At 55.8% G+C, this 23,164-nt stretch carries 23 protein-coding genes, 1 tRNA gene and 1 pseudogene; 23 read left to right on the forward strand and 2 right to left on the reverse strand.

The annotated features are described in order from the left end of the window. Positions 1 to 129 precede the first annotated feature (129 nt). The 14 genes and pseudogenes from H7849_RS03485 (at position 130) to H7849_RS03550 (ending at position 13,634) form a co-directional block, all read left to right on the forward strand. A tRNA-Arg gene (locus H7849_RS03485) sits at positions 130 to 206 on the forward strand. Positions 207 to 339: 133 nt separating this feature from the next. Then, positions 340 to 1,020, forward strand: a complete 681-nt coding sequence (locus H7849_RS03490; RefSeq protein WP_186744167.1) for a tyrosine-type recombinase/integrase — start codon at positions 340 to 342, stop codon at positions 1,018 to 1,020. A 1-nt stretch (position 1,021) separates the two neighbouring features. Continuing rightward, entirely contained in the window at positions 1,022 to 1,324 is a 303-nt protein-coding gene (locus tag H7849_RS27285) for a TIR domain-containing protein (protein ID WP_186744169.1), read from the forward strand. 273 nt (positions 1,325 to 1,597) lie between these two features. Beyond that, positions 1,598 to 1,783: pseudogene (locus tag H7849_RS27290) on the forward strand (integrase core domain-containing protein); the annotation flags it as partial. A 404-nt stretch (positions 1,784 to 2,187) separates the two neighbouring features. Beyond that, positions 2,188 to 2,796 (forward strand): transcription termination/antitermination protein NusG, encoded by a 609-nt coding sequence (gene nusG, locus H7849_RS03505; RefSeq protein ID WP_186744173.1) that lies wholly within the window; start codon positions 2,188 to 2,190, stop codon positions 2,794 to 2,796. A 78-nt stretch (positions 2,797 to 2,874) separates the two neighbouring features. Then, positions 2,875 to 3,567: a polysaccharide biosynthesis/export family protein gene (locus H7849_RS03510; RefSeq protein WP_186744175.1), complete on the forward strand. Its 693-nt coding sequence runs from the start codon at positions 2,875 to 2,877 to the stop codon at positions 3,565 to 3,567. A gap of 57 nt (positions 3,568 to 3,624) precedes the next feature. Then, positions 3,625 to 5,118 (forward strand): GumC family protein, encoded by a 1,494-nt coding sequence (locus tag H7849_RS03515; protein ID WP_186744177.1) that lies wholly within the window; start codon positions 3,625 to 3,627, stop codon positions 5,116 to 5,118. A gap of 7 nt (positions 5,119 to 5,125) precedes the next feature. Continuing rightward, positions 5,126 to 6,631: an ExeA family protein gene (locus H7849_RS03520; RefSeq protein WP_186744179.1), complete on the forward strand. Its 1,506-nt coding sequence runs from the start codon at positions 5,126 to 5,128 to the stop codon at positions 6,629 to 6,631. A gap of 31 nt (positions 6,632 to 6,662) precedes the next feature. Then, entirely contained in the window at positions 6,663 to 7,403 is a 741-nt protein-coding gene (locus tag H7849_RS03525) for a CpsD/CapB family tyrosine-protein kinase (protein ID WP_186744181.1), read from the forward strand. A 192-nt stretch (positions 7,404 to 7,595) separates the two neighbouring features. Continuing rightward, positions 7,596 to 9,032 carry a sugar transferase gene (locus H7849_RS03530; RefSeq protein ID WP_186744183.1) on the forward strand — a complete coding sequence of 479 codons (1,437 nt, stop codon included), beginning with the start codon at positions 7,596 to 7,598 and terminating at the stop codon, positions 9,030 to 9,032. Positions 9,033 to 9,143: 111 nt separating this feature from the next. Further along, complete coding sequence (locus H7849_RS03535) at positions 9,144 to 10,220, forward strand: NAD-dependent epimerase/dehydratase family protein (RefSeq protein WP_186744185.1); 1,077 nt, start codon at positions 9,144 to 9,146, stop codon at positions 10,218 to 10,220. Continuing rightward, positions 10,208 to 11,011 (forward strand): WecB/TagA/CpsF family glycosyltransferase, encoded by an 804-nt coding sequence (locus tag H7849_RS03540; RefSeq protein ID WP_186744187.1) that lies wholly within the window; start codon positions 10,208 to 10,210, stop codon positions 11,009 to 11,011. Before H7849_RS03535 ends, H7849_RS03540 begins: the two co-directional genes overlap by 13 nt. A 45-nt stretch (positions 11,012 to 11,056) precedes the next feature. Further along, positions 11,057 to 12,325 carry an oligosaccharide flippase family protein gene (locus H7849_RS03545; RefSeq protein WP_186744189.1) on the forward strand — a complete coding sequence of 423 codons (1,269 nt, stop codon included), beginning with the start codon at positions 11,057 to 11,059 and terminating at the stop codon, positions 12,323 to 12,325. A gap of 46 nt (positions 12,326 to 12,371) precedes the next feature. Beyond that, positions 12,372 to 13,634: an endo-1,4-beta-xylanase gene (locus H7849_RS03550; RefSeq protein ID WP_186744190.1), complete on the forward strand. Its 1,263-nt coding sequence runs from the start codon at positions 12,372 to 12,374 to the stop codon at positions 13,632 to 13,634. 262 nt (positions 13,635 to 13,896) lie between these two features. On the opposite strand, the gene H7849_RS26655 is transcribed toward H7849_RS03550, so the two are convergent. Then, positions 13,897 to 14,160, reverse strand: coding sequence for a hypothetical protein (locus tag H7849_RS26655; RefSeq protein ID WP_251106586.1), 264 nt, complete (start codon positions 14,158 to 14,160; stop codon positions 13,897 to 13,899). Between H7849_RS26655 and H7849_RS26660 the strand changes: the two genes are divergently transcribed. The 6 genes from H7849_RS26660 to H7849_RS03580 all read left to right on the forward strand — a co-directional run bounded on the left by H7849_RS26660 (position 14,146) and on the right by H7849_RS03580 (position 19,667). Beyond that, on the forward strand, positions 14,146 to 14,751 hold the full coding sequence (locus H7849_RS26660; RefSeq protein ID WP_432756538.1) for a class I SAM-dependent methyltransferase: 606 nt from the start codon (positions 14,146 to 14,148) through the stop codon (positions 14,749 to 14,751). The genes H7849_RS26655 and H7849_RS26660 overlap by 15 nt on opposite strands. A 44-nt stretch (positions 14,752 to 14,795) precedes the next feature. Next, entirely contained in the window at positions 14,796 to 16,058 is a 1,263-nt protein-coding gene (locus tag H7849_RS03560; RefSeq protein WP_186744192.1) for an O-antigen ligase family protein, read from the forward strand. 90 nt (positions 16,059 to 16,148) lie between these two features. Next, a complete protein-coding gene (locus H7849_RS03565; protein ID WP_186744193.1) occupies positions 16,149 to 16,481 on the forward strand; it encodes a hypothetical protein in 333 nt (110 codons plus the stop codon). Positions 16,482 to 16,507: 26 nt separating this feature from the next. Then, entirely contained in the window at positions 16,508 to 17,593 is a 1,086-nt protein-coding gene (locus H7849_RS03570) for a glycosyltransferase family 4 protein (protein ID WP_186744194.1), read from the forward strand. A gap of 32 nt (positions 17,594 to 17,625) precedes the next feature. Beyond that, positions 17,626 to 18,468, forward strand: a complete 843-nt coding sequence (locus H7849_RS03575) for an FkbM family methyltransferase (protein WP_186744195.1) — start codon at positions 17,626 to 17,628, stop codon at positions 18,466 to 18,468. Beyond that, positions 18,465 to 19,667, forward strand: a complete 1,203-nt coding sequence (locus H7849_RS03580; RefSeq protein WP_186744196.1) for a glycosyltransferase family 4 protein — start codon at positions 18,465 to 18,467, stop codon at positions 19,665 to 19,667. Before H7849_RS03575 ends, H7849_RS03580 begins: the two co-directional genes overlap by 4 nt. Before the next feature lie 14 nt (positions 19,668 to 19,681). Here the strand turns inward: H7849_RS03580 and H7849_RS03585 are convergent, their stop codons facing one another. Further along, entirely contained in the window at positions 19,682 to 20,920 is a 1,239-nt protein-coding gene (locus tag H7849_RS03585; RefSeq protein ID WP_186744197.1) for an ATP-grasp domain-containing protein, read from the reverse strand. Positions 20,921 to 21,126: 206 nt separating this feature from the next. Here H7849_RS03585 and H7849_RS03590 point away from each other — a divergent pair, with 206 nt between their 5' ends. The 3 genes from H7849_RS03590 (at position 21,127) to H7849_RS27295 (ending at position 23,162) form a co-directional block, all read left to right on the forward strand. After that, positions 21,127 to 22,365: an FAD-dependent oxidoreductase gene (locus tag H7849_RS03590; RefSeq protein WP_186744198.1), complete on the forward strand. Its 1,239-nt coding sequence runs from the start codon at positions 21,127 to 21,129 to the stop codon at positions 22,363 to 22,365. A gap of 303 nt (positions 22,366 to 22,668) precedes the next feature. Then, entirely contained in the window at positions 22,669 to 22,935 is a 267-nt protein-coding gene (locus H7849_RS03595) for a hypothetical protein (RefSeq protein WP_186744199.1), read from the forward strand. Then, complete coding sequence (locus tag H7849_RS27295) at positions 22,923 to 23,162, forward strand: hypothetical protein (protein WP_432756521.1); 240 nt, start codon at positions 22,923 to 22,925, stop codon at positions 23,160 to 23,162. The genes H7849_RS03595 and H7849_RS27295 overlap by 13 nt, the downstream gene beginning before the upstream one ends. The last annotated feature ends 2 nt before the right edge of the window (positions 23,163 to 23,164 follow it).

Here is a 23,164-nt window from a genome sequence, read left to right on the forward strand (position 1 = left end):
ACCGCGCTAATGCGCTCCGCTCAGGATGACAGTAGCTTTTAAGCGGCAATTTGTGGCGTTCAAGGCGGGGTTAAGCGCGATTTTGTGGCATTTTTCAAGCATTTAGAGAGCAGGTTAGAATGTGGGAGTGGCCCTGTAGCTCAGGTGGATAGAGCAACGGTTTCCTAAACCGCAGGTCGGAAGTTCGAATCTTCCCAGGGTCACCATAAAATCAATCACTTAAGCAGATAAATTTCTCCACAAAATCAAGCTGGTGTCAGCATCCTCGAACTCGGAGAGGATGCGAAGAAGTGGTACAGAGACCACGGCAAACGAGATCTTCGAACTTTCACCGGTCGGATGGACCTGATCATCAGAGAATTAGGGAGTCGCCCAGCAGACTCCGTAAAGCCTAAGGAGATCGACGACTGGCTAAGCGGTCATTCGGAGTGGAGTCCGGCCACCAAGAATAGATACAAGACCGTATTAAGTAAAGCGTACCAACTTGGACTTGGTGGCGACAGAGTCAGCCGGAATCCGGTCCGCTCAGTTGAGCGCAGAAATGAAGGAGACGGTCGAATACGTTATCTGCGACCTGAGGAAGAAGTCAGGCTCAAAGTGGCAATCGCACGACGTTATCCCGGGCACATGCCTGCGTTGGTCTTCGCGTTGCACACCGGCCTGCGCAAGTCGGAACAATTCGGATTGAGCTGGGGCGATGTTGATATGAACCGTAAAGTGATCATTGTTCCGCACCCGAAAAACAATCGATCGCGAGAGATCACAATGAACGAAACTTGCTTCGCAGTTATCGAAAACCTTAACAAGAGTCGTCCCGATGACGACCGCGTGTTTCGGTCAGATCGATACAAAAAACGGCCCATTGCCGACATCAAGAAGGCATTCGAAAACGCCTTAAAAGAAGCCAAGATCGAGGATTTCACTTGGCACTGCCTTCGTCATACTTTCATAACACGTCTTGTGCAGGCTGGCGTCGACTTACGCACTGTTCAATATCTTGCAGGTCATCAGAATCCATGACGTGCTCGATAAAGCAGACGTCGTTCTTCTGCTTGTAAGCTCTGACTTCCTCTCTTCACAATATTGCTATGACATCGAGGTCAAACGCGCTCTAGAACTCCACGAGTCCGGCAAGGTGCGCGTGATCCCCATCATCCTCAGACCGTGCGAATGGCACCGAGCCCTGTTCTCGCAGCTTCAAGCCTTGCCAACGGGTGGACAGGCGGTGACTCACTGGAGAGACCAAGACACCGCATTTTACGACATCACGCGCGGCATACGCGAAGCGGTGAACTCTATCCGAATGCCAAGCCCAAAAAACTGAGCTCGAGCAGTGGAAAAAGGTGATCGTTGCTGATGATGAGAGGATCATCGCTGACACCATCGCACATCCTCAATCAATCAGGCGTGGGCCATAGACTTCGTCTCCGATCAACTCAGCGATGGAAGACGCTTCCGTGCGTTGACTATTCCTCGATGTTTATACCCGAGAAAGCCTTGCTATCGAAGCGGGACAAAGCCTGAAGAGAGAAGACGTGGTGCGAGTGTTGAATCGGCTGAAGCTGGAGCGTGGTGTGCCGAGGGTGTTGTTCTGTGACACGGAGCTGAGTTCACCAGTCAAGTGATGGATCTTTGGGCTTACAGCAACGGGGCCAAAATCGACTTCTCGCGGCCCGGTAAGCCGACAGATAATGCCTTCGTCGAGTCGTTTAATGGAACTTTCCGGGCCGAGTGTCCGGCTGCGCACTGGTTCCAAAATCTAGCTGATGCAAAACAGATAATCCGGGCTCTTCACCTGCAGGGAACCGAAATCGCACAGGTTGGATTCCAAGTGCCGCATTGATCAAACGTCACCGTCGAAGGATCCTCGCAATACCTCCGTAACAACAACTTGTTGCAGCGTGCTACAAGATCAGAAGGGTCGTTCTAGTTTGTAATTTTTCTAGGCTACGCTTATTTCACCATTGCTATCCTCACACTGAAAATGTTTCAATTACTCTCCCAAGAGAGACTGCACGATTGCTCACGCGCTGAATCACGATAGTTGAATGCTTCGAGTGCTTTGTTTCCCAGGAGGGCTTGTTGATTATCTATAAGAGTTTGGATATCCCTCCTTCCGTTCCCACGGAACCTTGAAATCGATAACCCACTTTAAAAAATCGGACTTGTGACCGAAGAGGCGAAGCTATGTCTGTCGGCGTATTTCCACCCGGGGGAAACTTTTCTCGCGTAATCGAAAGGACGAGCGCAATTGAGAATTCGTCGCGCGACTACCTTTGCGGAACCCACTGGTTTGCTGTGTGGACAAAGTCGCGCCAGGAGAAGACTGTGGCCGCGATGATTGCGTCCCTCGGTATTACAAACTTTCTTCCGCTGAAATCGGAGTCGCGCCAGTGGAGTGATCGAAAGCAAACGGTCAATGTGCCGCTTTTCAGTGGATACCTCTTCGTAAGAATGAGCCTTTCGGATGGTAACAAGCTTCTGGTTCTCCAGGTACCGGGAGTAGCGGGCTTTGTGGGCAATAGCCATGGACCATCGCCCATTCCGGAAGACCAAATCGAGGCGGTTCGCACCGTGGTCGAGCGCAGGGTTGAGTGCACAATCCACCCGCTTCTTGAAGAAGGAGACCGGGTGCGCGTGATTCGGGGGCCGCTTGCAGGTATAGAAGGGCGACTGGTCCGAATGAATTCCGTAGCGCGGCTAGTGATCTCGATCAGCATGATCCATCGTTCCCTCGCGGCACACGTGGATCGGGACGACGTGGAGCGATTCGAAGATTGCGCGGTAGCCTCGTGAGCGTGGTCATTGGGGGAAAGTGCCGGCGTAGGTTCGGGCTTTCGCTCATCAGTTCGGAGCTTTGAAAAGGAGTATTCGATGAAGATGCGGAAAATTCTTTCGAGCGTTGTGTTCGCGCTCTGCGCCATAGTGTTTGGTCTGCTCGCGGGACAAGCAGTTTGCCAGGCGCAAAGCACGGCCGGTTCAGGCCCGGTCCTCGAGCAGAGGCATCCGCGCTACATCCTACAGCGGGAAGATGTGTTGCTGGTCAGCTTTCCGCTTTCGACGGAGCTGAACCAGACGGTCACGATCCAACCGGACGGTTACATCAACCTACAAAATGCGGGTAGCGTATACGCGCAAGGGCTTACGGCTCCGGAACTAGTCGAGGCCATCAAGAAGGGTTACGCAGGAATTCTTCATGACCCGATCGTGAATATCGACGTGCAGGATTTTCAGAAGCCGCTTTTCACCGTGTCGGGCCAGGTTGGCAAGCCGGGGCAGTATGAGTTGCGCTCCGACATCACGGTGGCAGAGGCGATCGCTGTGGCCGGAGGCATGACGATGCCAACCGCAAAGGCTCAGGTCTTTCTGTTTCACCGTACCTCCAAGGACTGGATGGAAGTGAAACAAGTAAATCTCAAGGACGTATTGAACGGAAAGAACGTGAACGAGGATGCAATGATTATGCCCGGCGACATGATCTATGTGCCGGAGAAGTTCATTGCGAAGTTCAAGAAGTACGTCCCGTACTCGGTTAACGCGGTTGCCGGCTGGTATGGGGTGCCGTAGTCGCGCACTTCTAATCGCCGTCCGGCGCTCCGCTGGTAATAAAAAAGGAGTTGCATCATGCAAAGGATCAACGCTCGACGCCGTCCGACTCCGGAAGAAGAAGGTGTCTCACTGCGCGATTTGGTCGCGCCTCTTTTCCGACAAAATCGGATTCTCATTATCACGCTCGTGGCTTCATTTGTCGTACTGGTTCCGCTGGGACTGCTTTTCCTTTACAAGTACAGGTCGCAGATGGGAATTCTGGTCAATCACGAGCGCGTTGATTCACCTGTCACCACAGGCGTGCCGAACCAGACAATCACCGAGCAGATCGCAGTTGCCGAGGAGGAGATCAATTCCGAGGCCGAACTTCTCCTCAGCCGGGACATTCTAGAAAAAGTCGTGATCGCCAATCACCTGCAGGACAGAGGCTTCTCGCTAAGTAATCTTGTTCCCGGGCATGACGAGTCCTACCGCATTGCTCAGGCAGTGAAAACGCTGGCGCGGAAGATCAAGGTGAGGCCCTCCACCAAGGCGAACATCATCGACGTTTCGTACAGCTCGCACGACCCGAAGCTCTCTTATGCCGTGTTGAATTCGCTGGCCGGGTTTTACCTCGAGAAACACGCGGAAGTGCATCGCCCGCAGGGGTCCTACGAGTTTTTCGCCGCACAAACGAACAGCTACAAAGAGGCCCTCGACGATTCGGAGGCGAAGCTGCGCACCTTTGTGCAAACCTCTGGCGGTGCCGCTCCGGACGTCGAGCGTGCCGACCTCGATCAACAACTGACCACTTCTATCGGCCAACTGCATGCTACGCAGCAGGCTATTGCTGCGGATGAAATGCGCATCCGCAACGATCAAGCCCAGATGAAGACGATCGCGCCGCGCATAACGACACAGTTGTCGTCTGCTCCACCGGACATGCTGTTGCAGAATCTCGGCACGGCGCTGCTGGCAGCGGAAACGAAGCGAACGCAATTGCTGTTGAAATACGACCCGAGTTACCCACTGGTAAAGGAAGCGGATGATGAGGTTGCACAGGCTAAGGCAGCGTTCGAGAAGGCGGAGAACACCAAATACGTAACCGAGGCTACGAATATGGACCCGACCTACGAACTGTTACGTGAAGAGTCGGCCAAGACGCAGTCCGATCTTGCTGCACAGAAGGCCAGTCTCGCCGCGAACGAGGCAAGCATCAACAACCTGCAGTCAAAGATGAGCGATCTGGCCGAAAAAAACCTGGATCTTACTGATTTGGCGCGGGACCAGAAGACCAATGAGGATAATTATCTGCTCTACCTGGCCAAGCGCGAACAGGCAAGGAGTTCAGAGGCGCTGGATAAGACGAAGATTGAAAACGTCGACATCGCCATCCCGCCGACGATTCCAGTCCTCCCGATCATGTCACCAGTGATGGTGGTACTACTGGCGTTTGTGGTCGCAGCATTTTTGAGCATCATGACTGCCTTCGCCTTCGACCACTTCGATTCTTCGTTCCATTCGCCAGCCGAGGTGGTGGACATGCTGGGAATCCCGGTGGTCGTTCCCATGTCAAAGAAAACCGCTTAGGAAGACCATGGTTTTGCGCCATTTCAATCTTCGCGAGCAGCCGTTCGGCGTTACGCCGGATCCACGCTTTCTGTATGCGACAGCGACCCATCGTGAAGCATTGGCTGCGCTGCGGTACGGAATCGAAGCGGGTTTAGGATTCGTATCGCTGATTGCGAACCCGGGGATGGGCAAGACGACAATTCTTTTCGAAGCGCTAGCGCAGCTAGGCGATACGGCGCGAACCGTCTTCCTGTTCCAGTCGATTCAGACTCCCCTCGACCTGTTTCGTGCTTTGCTGATCGATCTGGGTGAGAAAAATCCGCAGGGAAGTGTGGTCGACCTCGAAACCCGCCTCAACGAGATTTTGCTGCAGCAAAACAAGACAGGCAAGAAGCTCATTGTGGTCCTGGACGAAGCGCAGAATCTCGACTTCGCGGTGCTCGAAGCTGTACGCATGTTGTCCAACTTCGAAACGCCGAGCCTGAAATTGGTCCAAATCGTTCTTTGCGGACAGCTGCAGCTCGGCGACCGGCTCGCCGAACCGCAGCTTTTGCAGCTTCGTCAGCGGATCTCGATCTTTGCCAGTCTCCACTCGCTTTCGACAACCGAAGTTGCGAATTACATTCAGCATCGGCTTAAGGTCGCGGGCTACGAGAACGCAAAACCGCTGTTCACCAACGGTGCGATGGAAATGATTGCCCGGCATAGTGGCGGAATTCCGCGAAACATCAACAACATCTGTTTCAACGCGCTTACGATTGGGTGCGCTTTAGGCAAACGATGCATTGAGGCAGAGATCATTCGCGAGGTGATCGGCGACCTCAAGGTGCAGAAGGCGGAACGGAGCGAGCCTATCACCATCACCCAAGCGACCGACGCACGACCGATCATTCCACTGCCCAAGCGCGAAGGAGGTCTTGGTTTGCGCGTCGCTGGATTCGCAGCTGTGTTCTTCGTTGTATCCGTCATGGCTTACGTATTGGTTCTAGCCAGTTCCGGCGACGCGGGGACAGACAAAATTCACCGTGATGCTACGATCAGCACGCACCCGCCCTCGACCCATGCCAACCTTCAGAAGCTTGTTCCAGTCGTTGCGCCGCCCTCGACCGGTACCAAGATTCCAGAGGCAACTCCAACCGTAACCCCGAAGCAGATGCCAGTTTCAACTCCTGCCGCCGACCCGGCGAAAGCCACGCCGCCCACCCAGGTCGACAAACAGAAAGGATCCTCTCCGGCACCTCTGGCTCGTGGGAACAAGGACACTCATATGCAGAGAACCGCCGCCGGTTTCGTGGATCGTCCGGTGACTGCGGGCAACAAGATCCGCCTCGTAGAAGCGCACAGAACACAATCACTGATCGACTTGTGCACCGAACAATTTGGGCGGTGCGAGCCCGCACTTCTGAAGCGAATCATCGAGCTCAATCTGCTACTCGCCGATCCCAACCACATCAAGCAAGGCAACATAATCATCATGCCCGAAGCTGCAACCTCGCCGGAAGTCGACCGTCAAAAGCCGAGCGGCGGATAGACTCATCAGCCTCAGGGGAAAGAGGGAAGTTATGAGCAAGCACTTTGAACTGATGCAGCAGATCGAGAAGGAACGGGTTCAAGAGGTGTCCGACTCCCGGATTCCGTTCTCGGATTTCACGCGGAATGGCAATCATTCCGAGAGCCTTTGGGCAAGCGACGAAGCGCAGCGTCTGGTCCAGCAATTGTTCGTTTTCCAAGTTAAAGAACCGCCGCAGGTGGTGACCTTCGCGGGAATTGATCACGGCAATGGCTGCAGTCGCATTTGCGCAGACGTCGCCGAGACCTTAGCCAAGAACAAGCGCGGGCGCGTGTGCCTTGTCGAAGCTAACTTCCGTTCTCCGGCATTGCCGGGAATGTTCGGCGTGCCGAACCACTTCGGCCTGACCGAGGCTCTGCTGCGCGACGAAGCAGTAAGCCAGTTCGCCAAGCCTCTTCCCCAACAGAATCTCTGGCTGCTTTCGTCCGGCACGCTGGCGGTGGATTCGCCCAGTCTGCTTTCCTCAGTGCAACTGCGCACACGCATCGCCGAACTGAGGCAGGAGTTTGATTTCGTCATTGTGGATGCGCCCCCGCTGAATCGCTATTCGGACGGGATCGTGCTCGGACAGCTCTCCGACGGTCTTGTCCTGGTCATTGAAGCCAACACAACCCGGCGTGAGGCAGCAGCCGCGGTAACAGAGAATCTGCAGGCGGCCAAAGTGCCTATTCTGGCCGCGGTGCTAAACAAACGAACTTTCCCCATTCCTGAGCCCATCTACAAGATCCTCTAAAAAACGCCCACGAACTCTCCCACCTTCTGCGCAAGCCAGCTTGAATGAAACGCTCGTGTTGTGAGCCTAATCTCTCAATTCGGCCTCGTAATTCGTAGCCAATCTCGTTCCCCGTCTTACAAGCTTCACTTTCTTTGTCGTTGATCGTGCGCCATCGCACTCCCCACCCTCAGAAAACCGCGGAGAACTCGCATGAATGATCACCATAGGCTGATAATTGGACTTCTGAAGGTATTCGATCTCGTCCTGGTCGTGCTGGCGTTTGCATTGACCACGATAAGCCGCGTGAAAGCCGAGCACACAGTAACACTCGGCGAGTTCCTCTCAATGCGCGCCAAGATATCGAATCTCGCCATCATTCTCTTCGCCGTTGTCGTTTGCCACGTAATCTTCACGATGTACGGACTGTACCAGTCGCGCAGGTTGACCGGTCGCAAGAGCGAAGCGCTGGACCTATTGCGTGCTACGACAACGTACATCCCTTTTTTTCTGGCTCTAAGCGTTGTGTTTTCGATCCGGATGATCACTATTGCATTCCTGGCGGAGTTCTGGGTCCTGACAACATGCTTCCTGGTCGCCTCCCGATTCATTTTGCGGATTGTGGGCGATCATGTGCGGACACAGGGACGCGATCAGCGCCACATGCTGATTCTGGGTACCAACGGGCGCGCGATCGAGTTTGCGCGCCGCATCCTTGTCAGCCGCGAACGCGGATATCGCCTGCTTGGATTCGTGGACGATGATTGGCCGGGACTCGATGCGCTGAAAAGAGTCGGTTTTTCGGTAGTCAGTGACTATACAGGCTTGGAAGAGTATTTGCGTCGAAACGTGGTAGACGAAGTCGCGATCTATTTACCACTGGGCTCATATTATAAGCACTGTTCCCATGTGGCCAATCTTTGCCAGCAGCACGGAATTACGATGCGGATCCACGCCGACATCTTTGGAGTCAAGTCCACCCGCTGGCGACCCGAGGATTTTGAAGGCGACCAATACATTGCGACCTACACCTCGGCAAGCGAACTTTGGCCACGAACTTTGAAACGCGTCTTCGATATCGTGGTCGCTAGCTTAGCACTTGTCGCCCTGCTCCCGGTCTTCGCGCTTACAGCGGTCGCGGTGAAGCTAAGCTCGCCCGGGCCGATTTTCTTTCGCCAGCAACGCATCGGGTTGAATAAGCGCCGATTCAAAATGCTGAAGTTCCGCTCGATGGTTCACCATGCCGAGGCGCTGATGCCGGCGCTCGAGAAGTGGAATGAAGCCAGCGGTCCAGTTTTCAAAATCAGGAACGATCCCAGGATCACCCCGGTTGGCCAGCTGCTGCGCCGGAGCAGCATCGATGAGCTGCCGCAGCTGCTGAATGTGCTGGCGGGCGATATGAGCCTTGTCGGGCCCCGCCCATTGCCCGTGCGCGACTTTGACGGATTTCACGAAGACTGGCAGCGCCGGCGCTTCAGTGTTAAACCGGGCATCACGTGCCTGTGGCAAGTGCAGGGTCGCAGCGATCTGTCCTTCGAACGGTGGATGGAGCTTGATCTGAAATATCTGGACGAATGGTCGCTGTGGCTCGATCTTAAAATTCTGACTCGTACCGTTCCCGCCGTTTTTCGGGGAGCCGGGGCTGCCTGATCCCGCAGGCGATTCTTCCGCGCCTCCTCGTGGTCTTCTATGTTCTTGCGCCAAAGCTGACACGCAAGGTCTTTGTCGGCTTCCTATCGAAAAACAACAAAAGGAGCTTTCATGAGCGTCGCCATCATAACCGGATCATCGGGGTTGGTCGGATCAGAGGCTGTCAGCTGTTTTGCATCAGTAGGACTGGACGTTGTTGGAATAGACAACGGAATGCGAGCGAAGTTTTTCGGCGATTCGGCATCCACGCACTGGATGACGAAGCGGCTGAAGAAGGATCTGCCCAGATTCCGGCATTACGATGCGGACATTCGTGATGTGGAGAGCATCAACCGCATCTTCGAGGAATACGGCAGAAACATCGAACTCGTCATTCATGCGGCGGCTCAGCCCTCGCACGACTGGGCGGCCGGAGACCCCTTCACGGACTTCAGCGTAAACGCGAACGGCACTTCGACGATACTGGAAGCGACGCGTATGTGCGCGCCCGACGCGGTTTTCATCTACATGTCGACAAACAAGGTCTACGGAGACCGGCCCAACGAACTGCCCCTGATCGAACAGGAGACGCGGTGGGAGATCGATCCAAGCCACGAATACGCGTGCGGAATTCCGGAGACGATGTCGATCGATGGCACGCTGCACAGCCTGTTTGGCGCTTCGAAGATTGCGGCCGACATCCTTGTCCAGGAATACGGGCGCTATTTCGGCATGAAGACAATCTGTTTCCGCGGCGGCTGTCTTACGGGTCCGAATCACTCTGGAACCATGCTCCATGGCTTTCTGGCGTATCTCATGAAATGCGCCGTTACAGGAACTCCCTATACGATCTACGGCTACAAAGGGAAACAGGTTCGCGACAACATCCATGCTATAGACCTGGTGCGGGCATTCGACAGTGTATTCAGGAATCCGCGCCCCGGCGAGGTCTATAACATCGGCGGGGGCCGGCATAGCAACTGTTCGATGCAGGAGGCGATTTCGCTGTGCGAGCAGATCTCGCAAAAACAGTTCAACTGTAAATATGTCGAAGCAAACCGGCGTGGCGATCACATCTGGTGGGTCAGTGACTTGCGCCGGTTTCAGTCTCATTATCCCGAATGGAAAGTCACTTTTGACGTTCCCAGAATACTGAACGAGATCTATCAGTTGAACGTGGAGCGTTGGAGTGAGCTATGCGTCAGTTAGGGAAGAAAAATGTCATTGGGATCCTGATTGACGCCGTCGATTACGAAGCGAGTGTGAATTTCATTCTGCGCGCCGCGCATGAACGGCGACCTGCAGCGGTTTCCGCGCTTGCAGTGCACGGCGTGATGACAGGGGTGCTCGATCCCGCCCAGAAATTCCGTCTCAATCATTTCGATCTGCTCGTCCCTGACGGCCAGCCTGTGCGCTGGGTGTTGAACTGGCTGCACCAGACCAAACTCGACGATCGGGTCTACGGCCCCAATCTGACTCTCAGGGTGTGCGTGAGTGCCGCGGCTGAGGGTTTGCCAATTTATCTCTATGGTTCAACGGCAGAGGTGCTGGCCGCGCTGAGGAAATCGCTCGAGGAACGGTTTCCCGCAATTCGGATCGCGGGCAGCGAGCCGTCAAAGTTTCGGCGACTCACGACGGAAGAAAAGGAGGAGATCGCTGAGCGCATTGTGGGTTCGGGTGCCGCAATCACCTTTGTGGGGATGGGCTGCCCACGGCAAGAGATTTTTGCCTACGAATTTCGCGACGCGCTTTCCATGCCGGTGCTGGCGGTTGGTGCGGCATTTCCGTTCATTGCCGGGCGTTTGGCGCAGGCGCCAGCGTGGATGCAGGACCGTGGCCTGGAATGGCTATTCCGCCTTTGCGCAGAGCCGAAACGGTTGTGGCGACGTTATCTTTATCTGAATCCAGCGTATCTTTTTCTTGTTGCACTCCAGGCATCACGGCTGTCGCGTTTTGCCACAGAGGGAACACTACCGGTGGAAGAGGTTCTTGCCGGATGATGGGATACAGGCGGACGGCAGAATACATCCGACCGGCGGAAGGATATGTTGAGGGCGCTGATCAAGAGCAAGCTTGGGAGAAATACGCTGTGGATGTCCCTGGGACAGGGGCTTCGACTTTTAGTTCAGGCTACGTATTTCACGATTATCGCCCGGACGCTTGGCGCAAATTACTACGGGTCGTTTGTGGGCGTGGCGGCGCTGGTGGGTATCGTCTACCCTTTCGGCGCGCTCGGCAGTGGTCATCTGCTGGTGCGGTCAGTAGCTCGCAACAAGACCGAGTTCCCAACGGCGTGGGGAGACGCCCTGGTGACAACAGCCATCTGCAGTACCTTGCTGATCGCATTTGTTCTCTTGATCTCGCGAACCTTACTGCCGGGCACGATTCCCGTGAACCTGGTGCTGGTGGTCGCGATCGCGGACATTCCTGGAGTCAGCCTGATTACGATCGCCGGACAGGCGTTTCAGTCGTTCGAGCATATGAAGTGGCTGGCGCTCATCACCCTGCTCACTAGCGTCAACCGGCTGCTGGGGGCGCTGCTGCTGGTTATGCTGCGCAGTCATCCGACAGCGCTCGAATGGGGCTATGTTTATCTGATCTGCACGGCGGTTACCGCGACGATCTCCATTGCGATGACCTGCTTTCGACTGGGATTTCCGCAACTGCGGTTGCGGCGATCAATGCGCGCCTTGTGGCACGGATTTCATTTTTCGGTTACGCTCAGCGCGCAAACTATTTACAACGACATCGATAAGACGATGTTAACGCGCTTCAGTACGTTGAGTGCGACGGGAATTTACGGCGCAGCGTATCGGATCATCGATGTGAGTTTCTCGCCGGTGCTGGCTTTGCTCTATTCGGCCTATCCGAATTTTTTTCGCAAGGGAAGCGCAGGAATCAATTCCAGCTACTCCTATGCGAAGGCGCTGATGGGCCGCGCTATGGGTTACGCGGCGCTCATCGCCTGTGGATTGCTTCTATGCGCCGGCGGTGTTCCCTATGTGCTCGGACCTGAGTATGCAGAGACAACCGTCGCGCTGCGTTGGCTCTCGCCGCTGCCTTTGTTGAAGGCAACGCATTACTTTTTGGCTGATTCACTCACCGGCGCAGGACACCAGGGGCTGCGTAGCGGTATTCAGGCCGGCGTGGCGCTCTTTAACGTTGTCATTAATCTCTGGCTCATTCCCCGATATTCCTGGATGGGAGCTGCATGGTCGAGCATCGCCTCCGATGCGCTGCTGGCCATATCCGTGGGGACCGCCGTTTATGTCTTGTCCCGCTCGACCCGCGAGGTGGTTCAGACGGAGCCATAGGTCCGCAGAGACTGTCCATCGACTGGATCGTTAGAAGGAGAAAAAGTTGGCTGGTAGCTGGCCTGTTCGGGCGCAAGCCAAATTCGTGCATCGGCTTTTGTTTATGCTGTCGGCGGTCGCATTACTGAACGCCCGCAGCGCATCGCCGATATCGGATCAAACCGGGAATCTGCCTGGTCAGCCGATTCCAAGTTCTTATTTTTCGATGAACATCCTCTTCCACCCGAAAAACCATGTGCCGTGGCCGTCTGTGCCCCTGGGTGGCTGGAGAACGTGGCACGTAAACTGGGCCGATATTCAAGAGCAGCCGAACAATTTCGATTTCAGCCTGCTCGATAAGTATGTCAATTGGAGCCAAGAACATCACACCGAGATCCTGATGCACCTTTCATATACGCCGCGGTGGGCTTCGAGCACGCCGAATGCGCCGACTGATGTCGAAGTAACCAAGCCGCCTGGTCTTTCCGGGCCGCCCCGCAACATGGAGGATTGGAGAACTTTCGTACGGACGGTGGCGACTCGGTACAAGGGGAGGATTCACAATTGGGAGCTCTGGAACGAACCCAACCGGCCGCAAAGCTGGAACGGAAGCGTGGAGACGATGGTGCAGATGTCGCGGGAGGCCTACACGACCCTGAAACAAATCGATCCCACGTGTACCGTCGTTTCTCCGGCAGCTGAGGAGGCGAAGGGAGTGGAGTTTCTGGATGCCTTTCTTAGCAAAGGCGGCGGGCAGTATGCCGACGTAATCGGTTATCACTTCTACGTGGGCGCGAATGCCCCGCCCGAAGCGATGGTCACGTTGATCAATTCCGTCAAGGCGGTTATGGCCGAACGCGGGCTCAGTTCCAAGCCTCTCTGGGATACCGAAGCTGGCTGGCTGGGTAATACGATGCTGCCTCCGGAAACCGGTGCAGCGTGGCTGGCTCGGGCCTACATACTGAACTGGGCCGCGGGTGTATCGCGCTTCTACTGGTATGCGTGGGAAATTCAGCATGGCACTCAGATCGAACTGGTTGGCCCGGACAACGCCACACTCAAGCCGGCGGGGGTTGCTTTCGCCACAATCCAGAAGTGGATGACAGGCGCTGTGCTCACCGGATGTTCGGGCGCCCGAGACGGTTTGTGGACCTGCGCCTTTCAGCGCGAGAATAGCGTGTCGCATGTGATGTGGAGCGCAGCAAAAGAAACAACCGTGCCAGTTCCGCCTGCCTGGCAGGCGCACGAGGTAGAAGCTCTGAATGGCAACAGAACTCAAATTCAGAGCAATCCAATTACTGTGGGCATCGCGCCGGTACTGATCCAGTGACTGGGCCCGAGCACGTCGGGAAATCGAGAGGTGCTTCACTTTGATTCTCTGCTTCAGTATCCCTAGGCTGCAAATTGAGGCAGCAACTTGAGATGTCGGACCACGACAGGAGTCGATTTCGCGTCTGGACAGTGGGCCGAAATTTTCAATCGATTTGATCATTAGGCCAGGAAAGGGGAGAGGAATGACCGGAAATCAGGTTTCCGTCTGTGAGCCGTGTGTTGAAATTGAAGAATCCCGTGTGGCTCTACCGAAAAGGACATCAAAGGATCGCTCCCAGTTCCTGCGCGTGTTGCAGGCATGCATCGATAAGACCGGAGTCGACGTCGCAGACAGGGTTCTCGTGGTCGGTGGAACGCAAAACGATGCCAAATTCCTGCGCTCGTGCGGATTCAGCCGCATTACCCTTTCGAATATAAGTGGCGCTCCCGACGTTTCCGACGGGCGGAATGATCTTCCGGTTGTAGTCGTCGATGCCGAAGATATTCAACTCCCCGATAACTCCTACGACATCGTTTTTTTCCATGAAGTGATCCATCATTGTCGGAGTCCACATCGGGCCCTATGCGAAATGTTGAGAGTCTCAAGGCGCCATGTGTTGATGATGGAACCGAACGACTCGACCTTCATGAGGTTGCTCCGCCGCATGCGCTTCTCTTTCCCTTATGAGATATTTGCCGTCGTGAATAACGATTATGTGTGTGGCGGAGTGCGCAATTCGCAGATTCCTAATTTCATTCTTCGGTGGAATGCCTGGGAGGTTCACCAGTTGACAAGTGCATTCCTGCCGGAATACACCTTGCGCATTCATGCTGACCCCTATTGGGATTTCAACGCCAGCGAGGAAAATCTCGCCTCTCGCAAGCAAACGAGAATTGGCCTTATCACTGGCATGGTTGGCGCAACTAACTTCCTCCGGGCACTGCGCGCGTTGCAGCGAGTGTTGAACTTTGTGCCGGTGCTGCGGCGCCAGGGAAACAAATTTTTCTGCTGCATTCAAAAGAGCACCGATTTGAAGCCGTGGCTGATGCTTGATTCCGATGGAGGAGTCATCTTCAACCGCAATTTCCAGCGTAGGCAAGTGGACGCGGAGCCACGCTCGGGCGCGAACGATTAAGGGCCGCGCGTGAGGCCGGACAGGCTGAACCGAAGGAGCATTCTGTGCGGAAGTTCGAACGAATCGTAATCTTCATCCTTCTCTTGCTGGCAACGGGAGCCGGACAGAGCTTTATCGTGAACCCTGAGGCTTCTGCCGCCGATCGCGGCCAGTCAGTGACCCAGGTGATATTCGGGTTGATCTATCTGGTTCTGATCCTCTTTCTTGTGAAATTCCGCAGCTCTGCGCTTAGTCTCGTGCTAAAAGATCGATGGCTGGCCGCTTTGTGCGTTTTGGCAATACTGTCTGTGGCCTGGTCCGTCGAGCCGGCAGAGTCGCTTCGCCGCTCGATTGCATTGGTCGGATCGACAATCGCGGGCCTCTACCTCGGATTGCTCAATGAGCCGAAAGAACAACTCAAAGCGGTTGGCTACGCGATCGGATTGGGAGCGTTGGGCAGCGTTGCCGTAGCGATTCTGGTTCCTTCCGTTGCCTTCATGCCAACGGGCGAACTGCAGGGAGTTTATTTTCTTAAGAACACGCTGGGGCATATGATGTCTCTCGGGGCGTTCTGCTTTGCCCTGATGGCGCTGTACGAACGCGGCCGGAGGGTGGTGCACGTTGGAATGTTTTTACTCTGCTGTGTGCTGCTGGTGTTGTCGAAGTCGGCGACGGCAGCGGTGGTCACGATGTTGATGCTGATCCTGTTGCCGTTGCGCAAACTCCTTTACCTTCGGACTCGACGTTTACTTGCGGCAATTGCGGTTCTCGGTCCGGTTCTGGCCTTCACGACAATCTGGATCGTCAACTCCTCGGAAGACCTGCTGGCGGCACTGGGCCGCTCATCTTCGCTGTCAGGCCGCATCCCACTGTGGCAGCACGTTCTGCAGCAGATTGGCGACCGGCCAATTCTCGGTTATGGCTTTTCGGCCTTCTGGAACAGTTGGCAGGGCGAGCGGGTGAGTGACGCGGTGAACTGGGACAGCGCCGTGCCTCACGCCCACAACGGCTTTCTGGAGGTGTGGCTGGGGCTGGGCATCGTCGGGCTGGTGATGATTCTGCTCAGCCTGTCGCGCAACTTCCTTCTCTCACTTCGTATCGCGCGCAGCAATCGAGAGATGGAATATTCCTGGCCACTGCTTCTGGTCATTTTCACAGCGCTCTACAACCTGACGGAGAATTCATTCCTTGTGGTGAACACCACGCCATGGATTGCGTACTGTGCGGCGAGCTATTGGCTAGCGGGAACTGCCCGTGAGGCAGCACGGACGACGGAAGAGGAGCTTGAGGCGCAGCCGGCTGAGGCAGAGCCCGCGTTTTCGTCCTGATTGTCCGCGGCATTTGGTCGTTGTCGGGTGCCGGCAATTTTCTGGAAATGTGGGTTGGCGGGGGCCGATCAAGAAAAGTATGAGGTTGTCATGAAATCCCTGCTGTTCGCGCTGATCTTCATTGCCGCTCAGGCGATCACGATGCAGGACAAGCCGGTTGTCCACTTGAAGCCCCACTCGAATACGATCGATTCGAATTCGCGAGGGTCGCTTGTCGACTTAAGTAATGCGCCGGCGACAGTCTATCTTCCTGCGACGCTTCCGGTACCCGACGCCGATGGCGGTCCATGGTCGGTCGACGTCAAGAACTTCGGGCCCGCGCCGGTAAAGATCGTCGGCAGGCAAAATTTCAACGCGCTCATCAGCGTGGGCCAAACGATTCATATTCTCGTCAACGGACAGGGCTATGTACTGAAGCACTAAGCTCGAAAGCACTACGCATTCTACGAATGTCTTCCATCCACGCGCTCGCCAATTCGAATTCCGATGCCCTGACGCGCTCTGCCGCGCCATTGCACGTGTTTGTCTGGCCCATCGACCCGCAGAATCCCTACACGGTCTCGCTCTACGCCGAGATGGGACGGGATGTGCGGGTGGCAGAATTCTCGGTGCTGAATCTCCGGCACCGTCACGACATCTGGCACGTCCACTGGCCCGAAGCCCTCCTGAATATTCGCAACCCTACTCTCGCATCGGCAAAACTCACCGCATTCCTCGCGATGATCGACTGGGTTTCGCTGCGTGGCGGCAAGATTGTGTGGACGGTACACAACCTCAAGGCGCACGACGAACTACATCCCAGGCTTGAAGTGATGTTCTATCGCCGTTTCATTCGCCGCGTGGACGGGGTAATCAGCCTGAGCGAGACCGCTCTGAAGATGGCGCTCGAGAAATTCGGTCAACTCCGGATCTTACCCACCGCGATCATCCGCCACGGACACTATCGCAATCAGTATGCGCAGTGCCCACCAGATGCGAGGTCGTCGCTCGGGATTGACAGCGACACGCGCGTAATCCTCTTCTTTGGCGAGATCCGCGGCTACAAGAATGTGGATGTGCTGGTGCGGGCCTTCCGGGGCGTCCAGAACGAACGGGCGCATCTTTTGATCGCCGGCCGGCCGAAGCATGATGCTCTGGGTGCAGCTATCGCGAAGGAAGGGGCACGCGATTCACGCGTGCGTCTCGAACTTGCGTACATCGACCCTGCGCTGGTCGGCAAGTACTTCGGGGCCGCCGATCTGGTCGTGCTGCCTTACCGACACATTTTGAATTCTGGAGCAGCGCTTCTTGCGCTGTCGTTCAACCGTCCCGTGTTGGTGCCGGACCTCGGTGCGATGAGCGAACTGACGGTCGATTTCGGTGACGACTGGATCCGGACATTTTCAGGGGAGATCGATGCAGCCAAACTCGAATCTGCCCTTGAATGGGCCGGACGACGCAGACCGTTGGAGTGTCCGATGCCCCAGGAATATTTGTGGGAAACGATTCGCTCGCAGACGCTCAGCTTCTATCGACAAGTGATGAGCACGCGATAGCGCGGAGCAATCCGTCAACTTCGAGGGCGAGGATGGCCATCAAGGAAATGATTCCGGACAAGCTGCTGATGCCGCTGGTGGTCTGGAAGGCGCTCATGCGCAGGGAACCTGAGCTCAAGCTCGCGCGCTTCATCTGCAGCCGCTCGGAACTGTCAGTCGATGTGGGCGCGAATCGTGGGATCTATGCATACCTGTTTGCGAAATACAGCGACAGCGTCCTCGCCATCGAACCGCATCCGGCAATGGCAGAGCGGCTGAAGCGGTCTCTGCCGGCAAAGGTGAAGATCTTGAACATCGCCGCTTCCGATCAGAACGGTCGCTGCGAATTCCATATTCCGCTGCAATCGGGAAGGGATGTTGATTCTCGATGCTCGCTCGAGGTCGACGTGAACAGGGAGTTTGCCACGCGTACGATCTCAGTGGAGCGGCGCCGACTGGACAAGCTTGCGATAGACCGCAGCAAAGTGGGGGCACTGAAAGTAGATGTGGAAGGTCACGAGATGAGCGCGCTTCGAGGGTTAGAGGGAATTGTTGAGGCGTCCAAGCCCACCGTTGTCGTCGAGTCCGAGGCACGGCACCACGCGGGCTCGCCGCACGACGTCTTCGAATTCTTTTGGGCGTTCGGCTATCGAGGATATTTTATTCACAGGAACCATCTGCGAAGAATTGAGGAATTCTCGGTGGAGGAGTTTCAAGTCTGCGACGAACTATTGCCGGTGGACGGAGGCAAATCGCCCGACTACATCAATAATTTTCTCTTTATTCATTCGGCGCGGAGCTCCGTACTGGAACGAGTGAAGGGTGTGTTTCCTCTGGCGAATGAATCTGCAACTCATCGGTCTGAGTCGGCGGCGGTCAAAGGGGAGCGCGCGTGAACATACTCATGCTTCACAACAGCTACCAGTTTCGCGGTGGAGAAGATGAGAGTTACGAATCGGAAGTGAGAATGCTTCGTTCCAATGGGCATTCAATCGAGACGATTCATATGGACTATGCACAGATGAGCGCGAAGGGAAAGATTCAGGTCGCGCTGGAGTCGCTTTGGTCCACGCCTTCGTACAAACTCGTCGACCGGATGTTGCAGGAGCGCAAGTTTGACGTGCTGCATGTTCAGAATTTTTTCCCATTGTTGTCGCCATCGGTTTACTACGCCGCGAAAAAGCACGGGGTAGCGGTGGTGCAAACACTGAGAAACTACCGTCTGCTTTGTCCGAGTGTTTTCTTCTATCGCGATGGCCGCCCCTGCGAGGACTGCATCGACAAGGCGTTCAAGTATCCCGGTATCCTTCATGGCTGCTATCGCGGCAGCCGTGCGGCTACTGCCGCCGTAGCTGCCATGACCGCCCTTCACACGATGAGAGGAACTTGGCTGAATGCAGTTGACATCTACATCGCGCTGACAAAGTTCGTGCGTGACAAGTTTATCCAGGCGGGGTTTCCGGAGCAGAAGCTCGTTGTCAAAAGCAACTTTGTCTATCCCGATCCGGGCTGCGGCGATGGGAAAGGCGATTATGCTCTGTTCGTCGGCCGGCTCAGCCCCGAGAAGGGCCTCGATACCTTACTGCAGGCCTGGAGACAATTGAACCGGAACTGGAAACTGAAAGTCGTTGGCGATGGTCCCATGGCGAACGACGTGCGCGCATTCTGCGCCGCGAACGCGAATGTTGAATGGGTGGGATCGAAGTCGCGCGCCGAAACTGCGGAAATGATGGGCAACGCGCGCCTACTGGTTTTTCCTTCGCAATGGTACGAGACATTTGGCAGAGTCGCGATGGAGAGCTTTGCGGCAGGTACGCCGGTGATTGCGTCGCGACTGGGCGCCATGGCCGAGGTTTGCGAAGACGGGCAAGCGGGGATGCTGTTCGAGACCGGAAATGCGGCCGATCTGGCTGACAAACTGCGTTGGGTGTTCGATCATCCGGCCGAAGCGAAGGCAATGCGGTCTGTCGCGCGTCAGGTCTTCGAAGCCAGGTACACGATGCCTCAGAACTACTGCGAACTCATCGATATCTATCAGGCCGCAGAGCGCGCGTGCAAGGGAGAACAAAACGGGAGGGGTTGCACTGCCGCTTAACAGACGTCGTTGGTTTAACCTGTCATCTGCGCGTGGTCCTCTTCGTCGGCAGGGCCAGTTTGTTTCGTGTCGCGCGGTGCCACAATTTTGAAGACAGCGAGGATGCGATTGAGCAGGCGACGATCCGGCCACGGCTTTCTGAGCAGCTCCCGCACCAGCTCGGGCTGGTCCCACGGGACATCATGGTAGCCAGTCACAAGGAACTGGCTGCCCGGATCGGTCTTCCAGGCATGAGGAAAAAGGGCGATGACGTCGTTTTCTTTCAGCGAGGATACCGGCGAGCCGGTAGTTGGACGGTTAGTGAGACTTGCAGCGAGAACTTCAGCGAGGTTGCCCTCGGGACTCACGTTCAAATGACCAAGTTGCGTAGCGCGCGGGTTCATTTCGATCAAGCAGGGCGCATTCGTGTCTTCCTCGATGATGAAATCGAGGCCATGAAAGCCGCTGAGCCTAAGCCTCCGGGCCATGAGACATGATGCGCGATCGATTTCATCATTGCGCACGAGGCGGAGAATGGTGGCTACGCCGCCGGGCCGCTGCGAGGCCAGGACCTCTACGGTTACGCTGGCCAGAACCTCGCCGTCCCAACACGCGAACATTGTTGTCACCTCGCGGCCAACTACGACTTTTTGCAGCGTGGCGAGAGTGCCGTGCCGGCGGCTCCAGAGCCAACGGGCTAGAGGATGACGATTCGCCAGGAATTGCTTCCATGCGATGGCTGAACGTCGCGCGCCGCTCAGCGAAGGAAATACCTCTGTCGCCTGCTGAGGGCTGGCAACGGGAACCACGCCGTCGCCACCCCACGTGCCGTCAATCTTGAGCATCGCCGGCCATTCGAGATCTAGAGCGTGAAGTCCTTCAATCGAATCGATCGCCCGAGTAGCCGGTATACGGATTCCAAGTTCCGAAGCGACCTGGAGGGTCAGGCTGCGGCTTTCCAGGATCGGATAAGCCTCCGGCGCGCCGAGGGAACGCTCGATCAGAGGGCGAAACTCCGGTTCAGCCTGGTGCAGTGCATGAAGTTGCCAGACAGAACCGTCATCGCAGGGAACGATGAGGTCCGGTTTTGCAGCCTGAAGAGCAGTCCGAAGGGATCCGATGGAGTCGAATCTCCGATAGGGATGGATAGCATGAACTCCGGAGACAAAGCGAAGGGGATGGCCGCTGGGACAGATGGCTGAAACTCTGCATCCTGCTTTGAGAAACGCGATGGCCAAGCGGGGCGACGTAGGCCACCAAAGGCTTGCGTTCAAGAGAACATCAGGCTGATACTGATCGTCCAACCGCTCGCTCTTGCAAAACCTACCAAACGATAACCAACAAATAAGCAGAATGCAAACTTTATAAATAGGCAAAAGCGCAAACTTCACAAACGTACCGTGCAATCGCCTGAAGGGTCATACGTCGCACGGAATGTGTAGTTCTTTGGTTCGATCTACTTTCAGGAAAGGGCAGAGACATGTTTGTTGACGTTGTGGTCATCGGAGCTGGTCCCTATGGCCTGTCGATCGCCGCGCATCTCGCTCAAACCAGCCTGTCATTCAGAATCTTCGGGACACCAATGAAGATCTGGAGGGATCACATGCCGCAGGGCATGCTTCTCAAGTCCGAAGGATTTGCCTCCAGCTTGTACGATCCTGGATCGACCTTTACTCTCCGGCACTACTGTCAAGAGACCCGGCGTCCGTATGCGGACATTGGTTCTCCGGTTCCGTTGGAGACATTCGTGGCGTATGGTCTCGAATTCCGCAACCGGTTTGTGCCCAAACTCGAAGAGACCCACATCACCAGCGTTCGTTCTATCGACGGCGGCTTTGAACTGGCCACAGCGGACGGACAAATTGTGAACGCCCGACGAGTTGTAGTAGCCACCGGCATCACTTCCTTCGCGTACGTGCCTCCTGAACTGGCCGAATTGCCCCGTGAACTGGTAACGCACAGCTCGGAGCACCAAGATCTGAGCGGATTCAAACGACGCAGAGTTGCCGTGCTGGGAGCGGGAGCATCAGCGCTCGAGCTCGCCGCTCTGCTTCATGAGGACGGCGCTCGTGTCGAGCTAATTGCTCGCAGTGCAAAGATTGCATTCCACACGTTTCTCAAGGAACCGCGCCCATTGTGGCAAAGGGTACGACACCCCCGCTCCGGACTGGGCATCGGGTGGCGTTCGCGCTTATGCACTGACGTGCCACTGCTCTTTCACTCCATGTCCGAGGAATTTCGGCTGCGCGTGGTTCAAAATCACCTTGGCCCAGCGCCAGGCTGGTTTGTTCGGGATCGGGTCGAGGGGAAGATCCCCATGTATCTCGAGACATCGGTCCGGGGTGCACGCGCAGACTCAGGCATGCTGCGTCTCACATTGCAGAAGAGCAGTTCGAAAAATATAGATATCGCGGTGGACCATTTGATTTCCGCTACCGGATATCGAGTTTCAATGACGAAGTTGTCCTTCTTATCCGAAACGCTGCGCCGGAGCCTCAATACAGCCGAAGACACGCCGGTCCTTTCCCGGCATTTTGAGACTTCGGTCTCTGGACTTTATATGGTCGGCCTTGCCTCGGCGAATTCTTTTGGTCCAATGATGCGCTTCGCCTATGGGGCCGGATATACCGCGCGCCGGCTTGTCGGGCATCTGAGAGCTGTGCTCAGCACGTCCAGGCAAGGGCGGCCACAACCGGGCGTGGAACTGGCGATTGACTGAGCCGAGTTTCAAGTTTGCAGTGAGGTAGTCTATCGGCCCTATGCTGACCAGTCAGTTCAAGGTCTGAGGCAGGCGCGACAGTTGAAGCCGGCATATTGCCAGATATCCGGCTTCCGCAATCAAACGCGTTGAAGCAGGCAACGCAATAGGGTTCCGTAGCAACATATTGGCCCGCCATCCATCGGTCGCGTTTGCGGTGGCCGGTACGCGCACCTCGCCGGAGGGTTCGACACATCTGGTCGCACATTTTCTGCTGGCCGATAAATCAGCAGTTCCCGGGGAACACGACCTCAAGGCGTATTTATGGGGCGCGCTACCGATTACATGGTTCCCTCGATTTTTGTGCAACTCGAGACTTTGCCAGTTTCGGCCAACGGCAAGGTCGATCTCTCTCGGCTTCCCGGCCCATCGAGTGCCGGCCAGTCCGTCGTGCGGACGCAATCGGTCACTAATGAAGTCGAGATCAGACTGTCGCGGATCGTCCAGGATCTTCTGGGCAGACGGTCCATCAGTGAGCATGACAACCTGTCCTATCAGGAGGGCATTCGCTCTTTGGGATGCAGCTCCTGACGCGCGTGCGCACGGCGTTCGGTGTCGACCTCTCGCTGCAGCAGTTGTTTGACGCGTCAGCCGTCCACGGCATCGCTTCGGTGATTCGGGGAAATCATGGGCGTCCTCAGAAAGAAAACCTGAACGGGCGACAAATGTTTGCGACGCACCCGCATCCTGCTGTTTCTCGAACGCAACTGCTGTATTCGTACTGTAATCTCCCTTCCAAATACTTCAATCCCGCTTAACC

The sequence above is a fragment of the Alloacidobacterium dinghuense genome, from assembly GCF_014274465.1.
Taxonomy (GTDB): domain Bacteria; phylum Acidobacteriota; class Terriglobia; order Terriglobales; family Acidobacteriaceae; genus Alloacidobacterium; species Alloacidobacterium dinghuense.

Coding starts and splice junctions, on each gene's coding strand:
- H7849_RS03490 (WP_186744167.1), top strand. CDS start 340: ATGGACCTGATCATCAGAGAATTAGGGAGTCGCCCAGCAGACTCCGTA.
- nusG (WP_186744173.1), top strand. CDS start 2,188: ATGTCTGTCGGCGTATTTCCACCCGGGGGAAACTTTTCTCGCGTAATC.
- H7849_RS03510 (WP_186744175.1), top strand. CDS start 2,875: ATGAAGATGCGGAAAATTCTTTCGAGCGTTGTGTTCGCGCTCTGCGCC.
- H7849_RS03515 (WP_186744177.1), top strand. CDS start 3,625: ATGCAAAGGATCAACGCTCGACGCCGTCCGACTCCGGAAGAAGAAGGT.
- H7849_RS03520 (WP_186744179.1), top strand. CDS start 5,126: ATGGTTTTGCGCCATTTCAATCTTCGCGAGCAGCCGTTCGGCGTTACG.
- H7849_RS03525 (WP_186744181.1), top strand. CDS start 6,663: ATGAGCAAGCACTTTGAACTGATGCAGCAGATCGAGAAGGAACGGGTT.
- H7849_RS03530 (WP_186744183.1), top strand. CDS start 7,596: ATGAATGATCACCATAGGCTGATAATTGGACTTCTGAAGGTATTCGAT.
- H7849_RS03535 (WP_186744185.1), top strand. CDS start 9,144: ATGAGCGTCGCCATCATAACCGGATCATCGGGGTTGGTCGGATCAGAG.
- H7849_RS03540 (WP_186744187.1), top strand. CDS start 10,208: ATGCGTCAGTTAGGGAAGAAAAATGTCATTGGGATCCTGATTGACGCC.
- H7849_RS03545 (WP_186744189.1), top strand. CDS start 11,057: ATGTTGAGGGCGCTGATCAAGAGCAAGCTTGGGAGAAATACGCTGTGG.
- H7849_RS26655 (WP_251106586.1), bottom strand. CDS start 14,160: ATGGAAAAAAACGATGTCGTAGGAGTTATCGGGGAGTTGAATATCTTC.
- H7849_RS03565 (WP_186744193.1), top strand. CDS start 16,149: ATGAAATCCCTGCTGTTCGCGCTGATCTTCATTGCCGCTCAGGCGATC.
- H7849_RS03570 (WP_186744194.1), top strand. CDS start 16,508: ATGTCTTCCATCCACGCGCTCGCCAATTCGAATTCCGATGCCCTGACG.
- H7849_RS03575 (WP_186744195.1), top strand. CDS start 17,626: ATGGCCATCAAGGAAATGATTCCGGACAAGCTGCTGATGCCGCTGGTG.
- H7849_RS03590 (WP_186744198.1), top strand. CDS start 21,127: ATGTTTGTTGACGTTGTGGTCATCGGAGCTGGTCCCTATGGCCTGTCG.
- H7849_RS03595 (WP_186744199.1), top strand. CDS start 22,669: ATGGGGCGCGCTACCGATTACATGGTTCCCTCGATTTTTGTGCAACTC.
- H7849_RS27295 (WP_432756521.1), top strand. CDS start 22,923: ATGCAGCTCCTGACGCGCGTGCGCACGGCGTTCGGTGTCGACCTCTCG.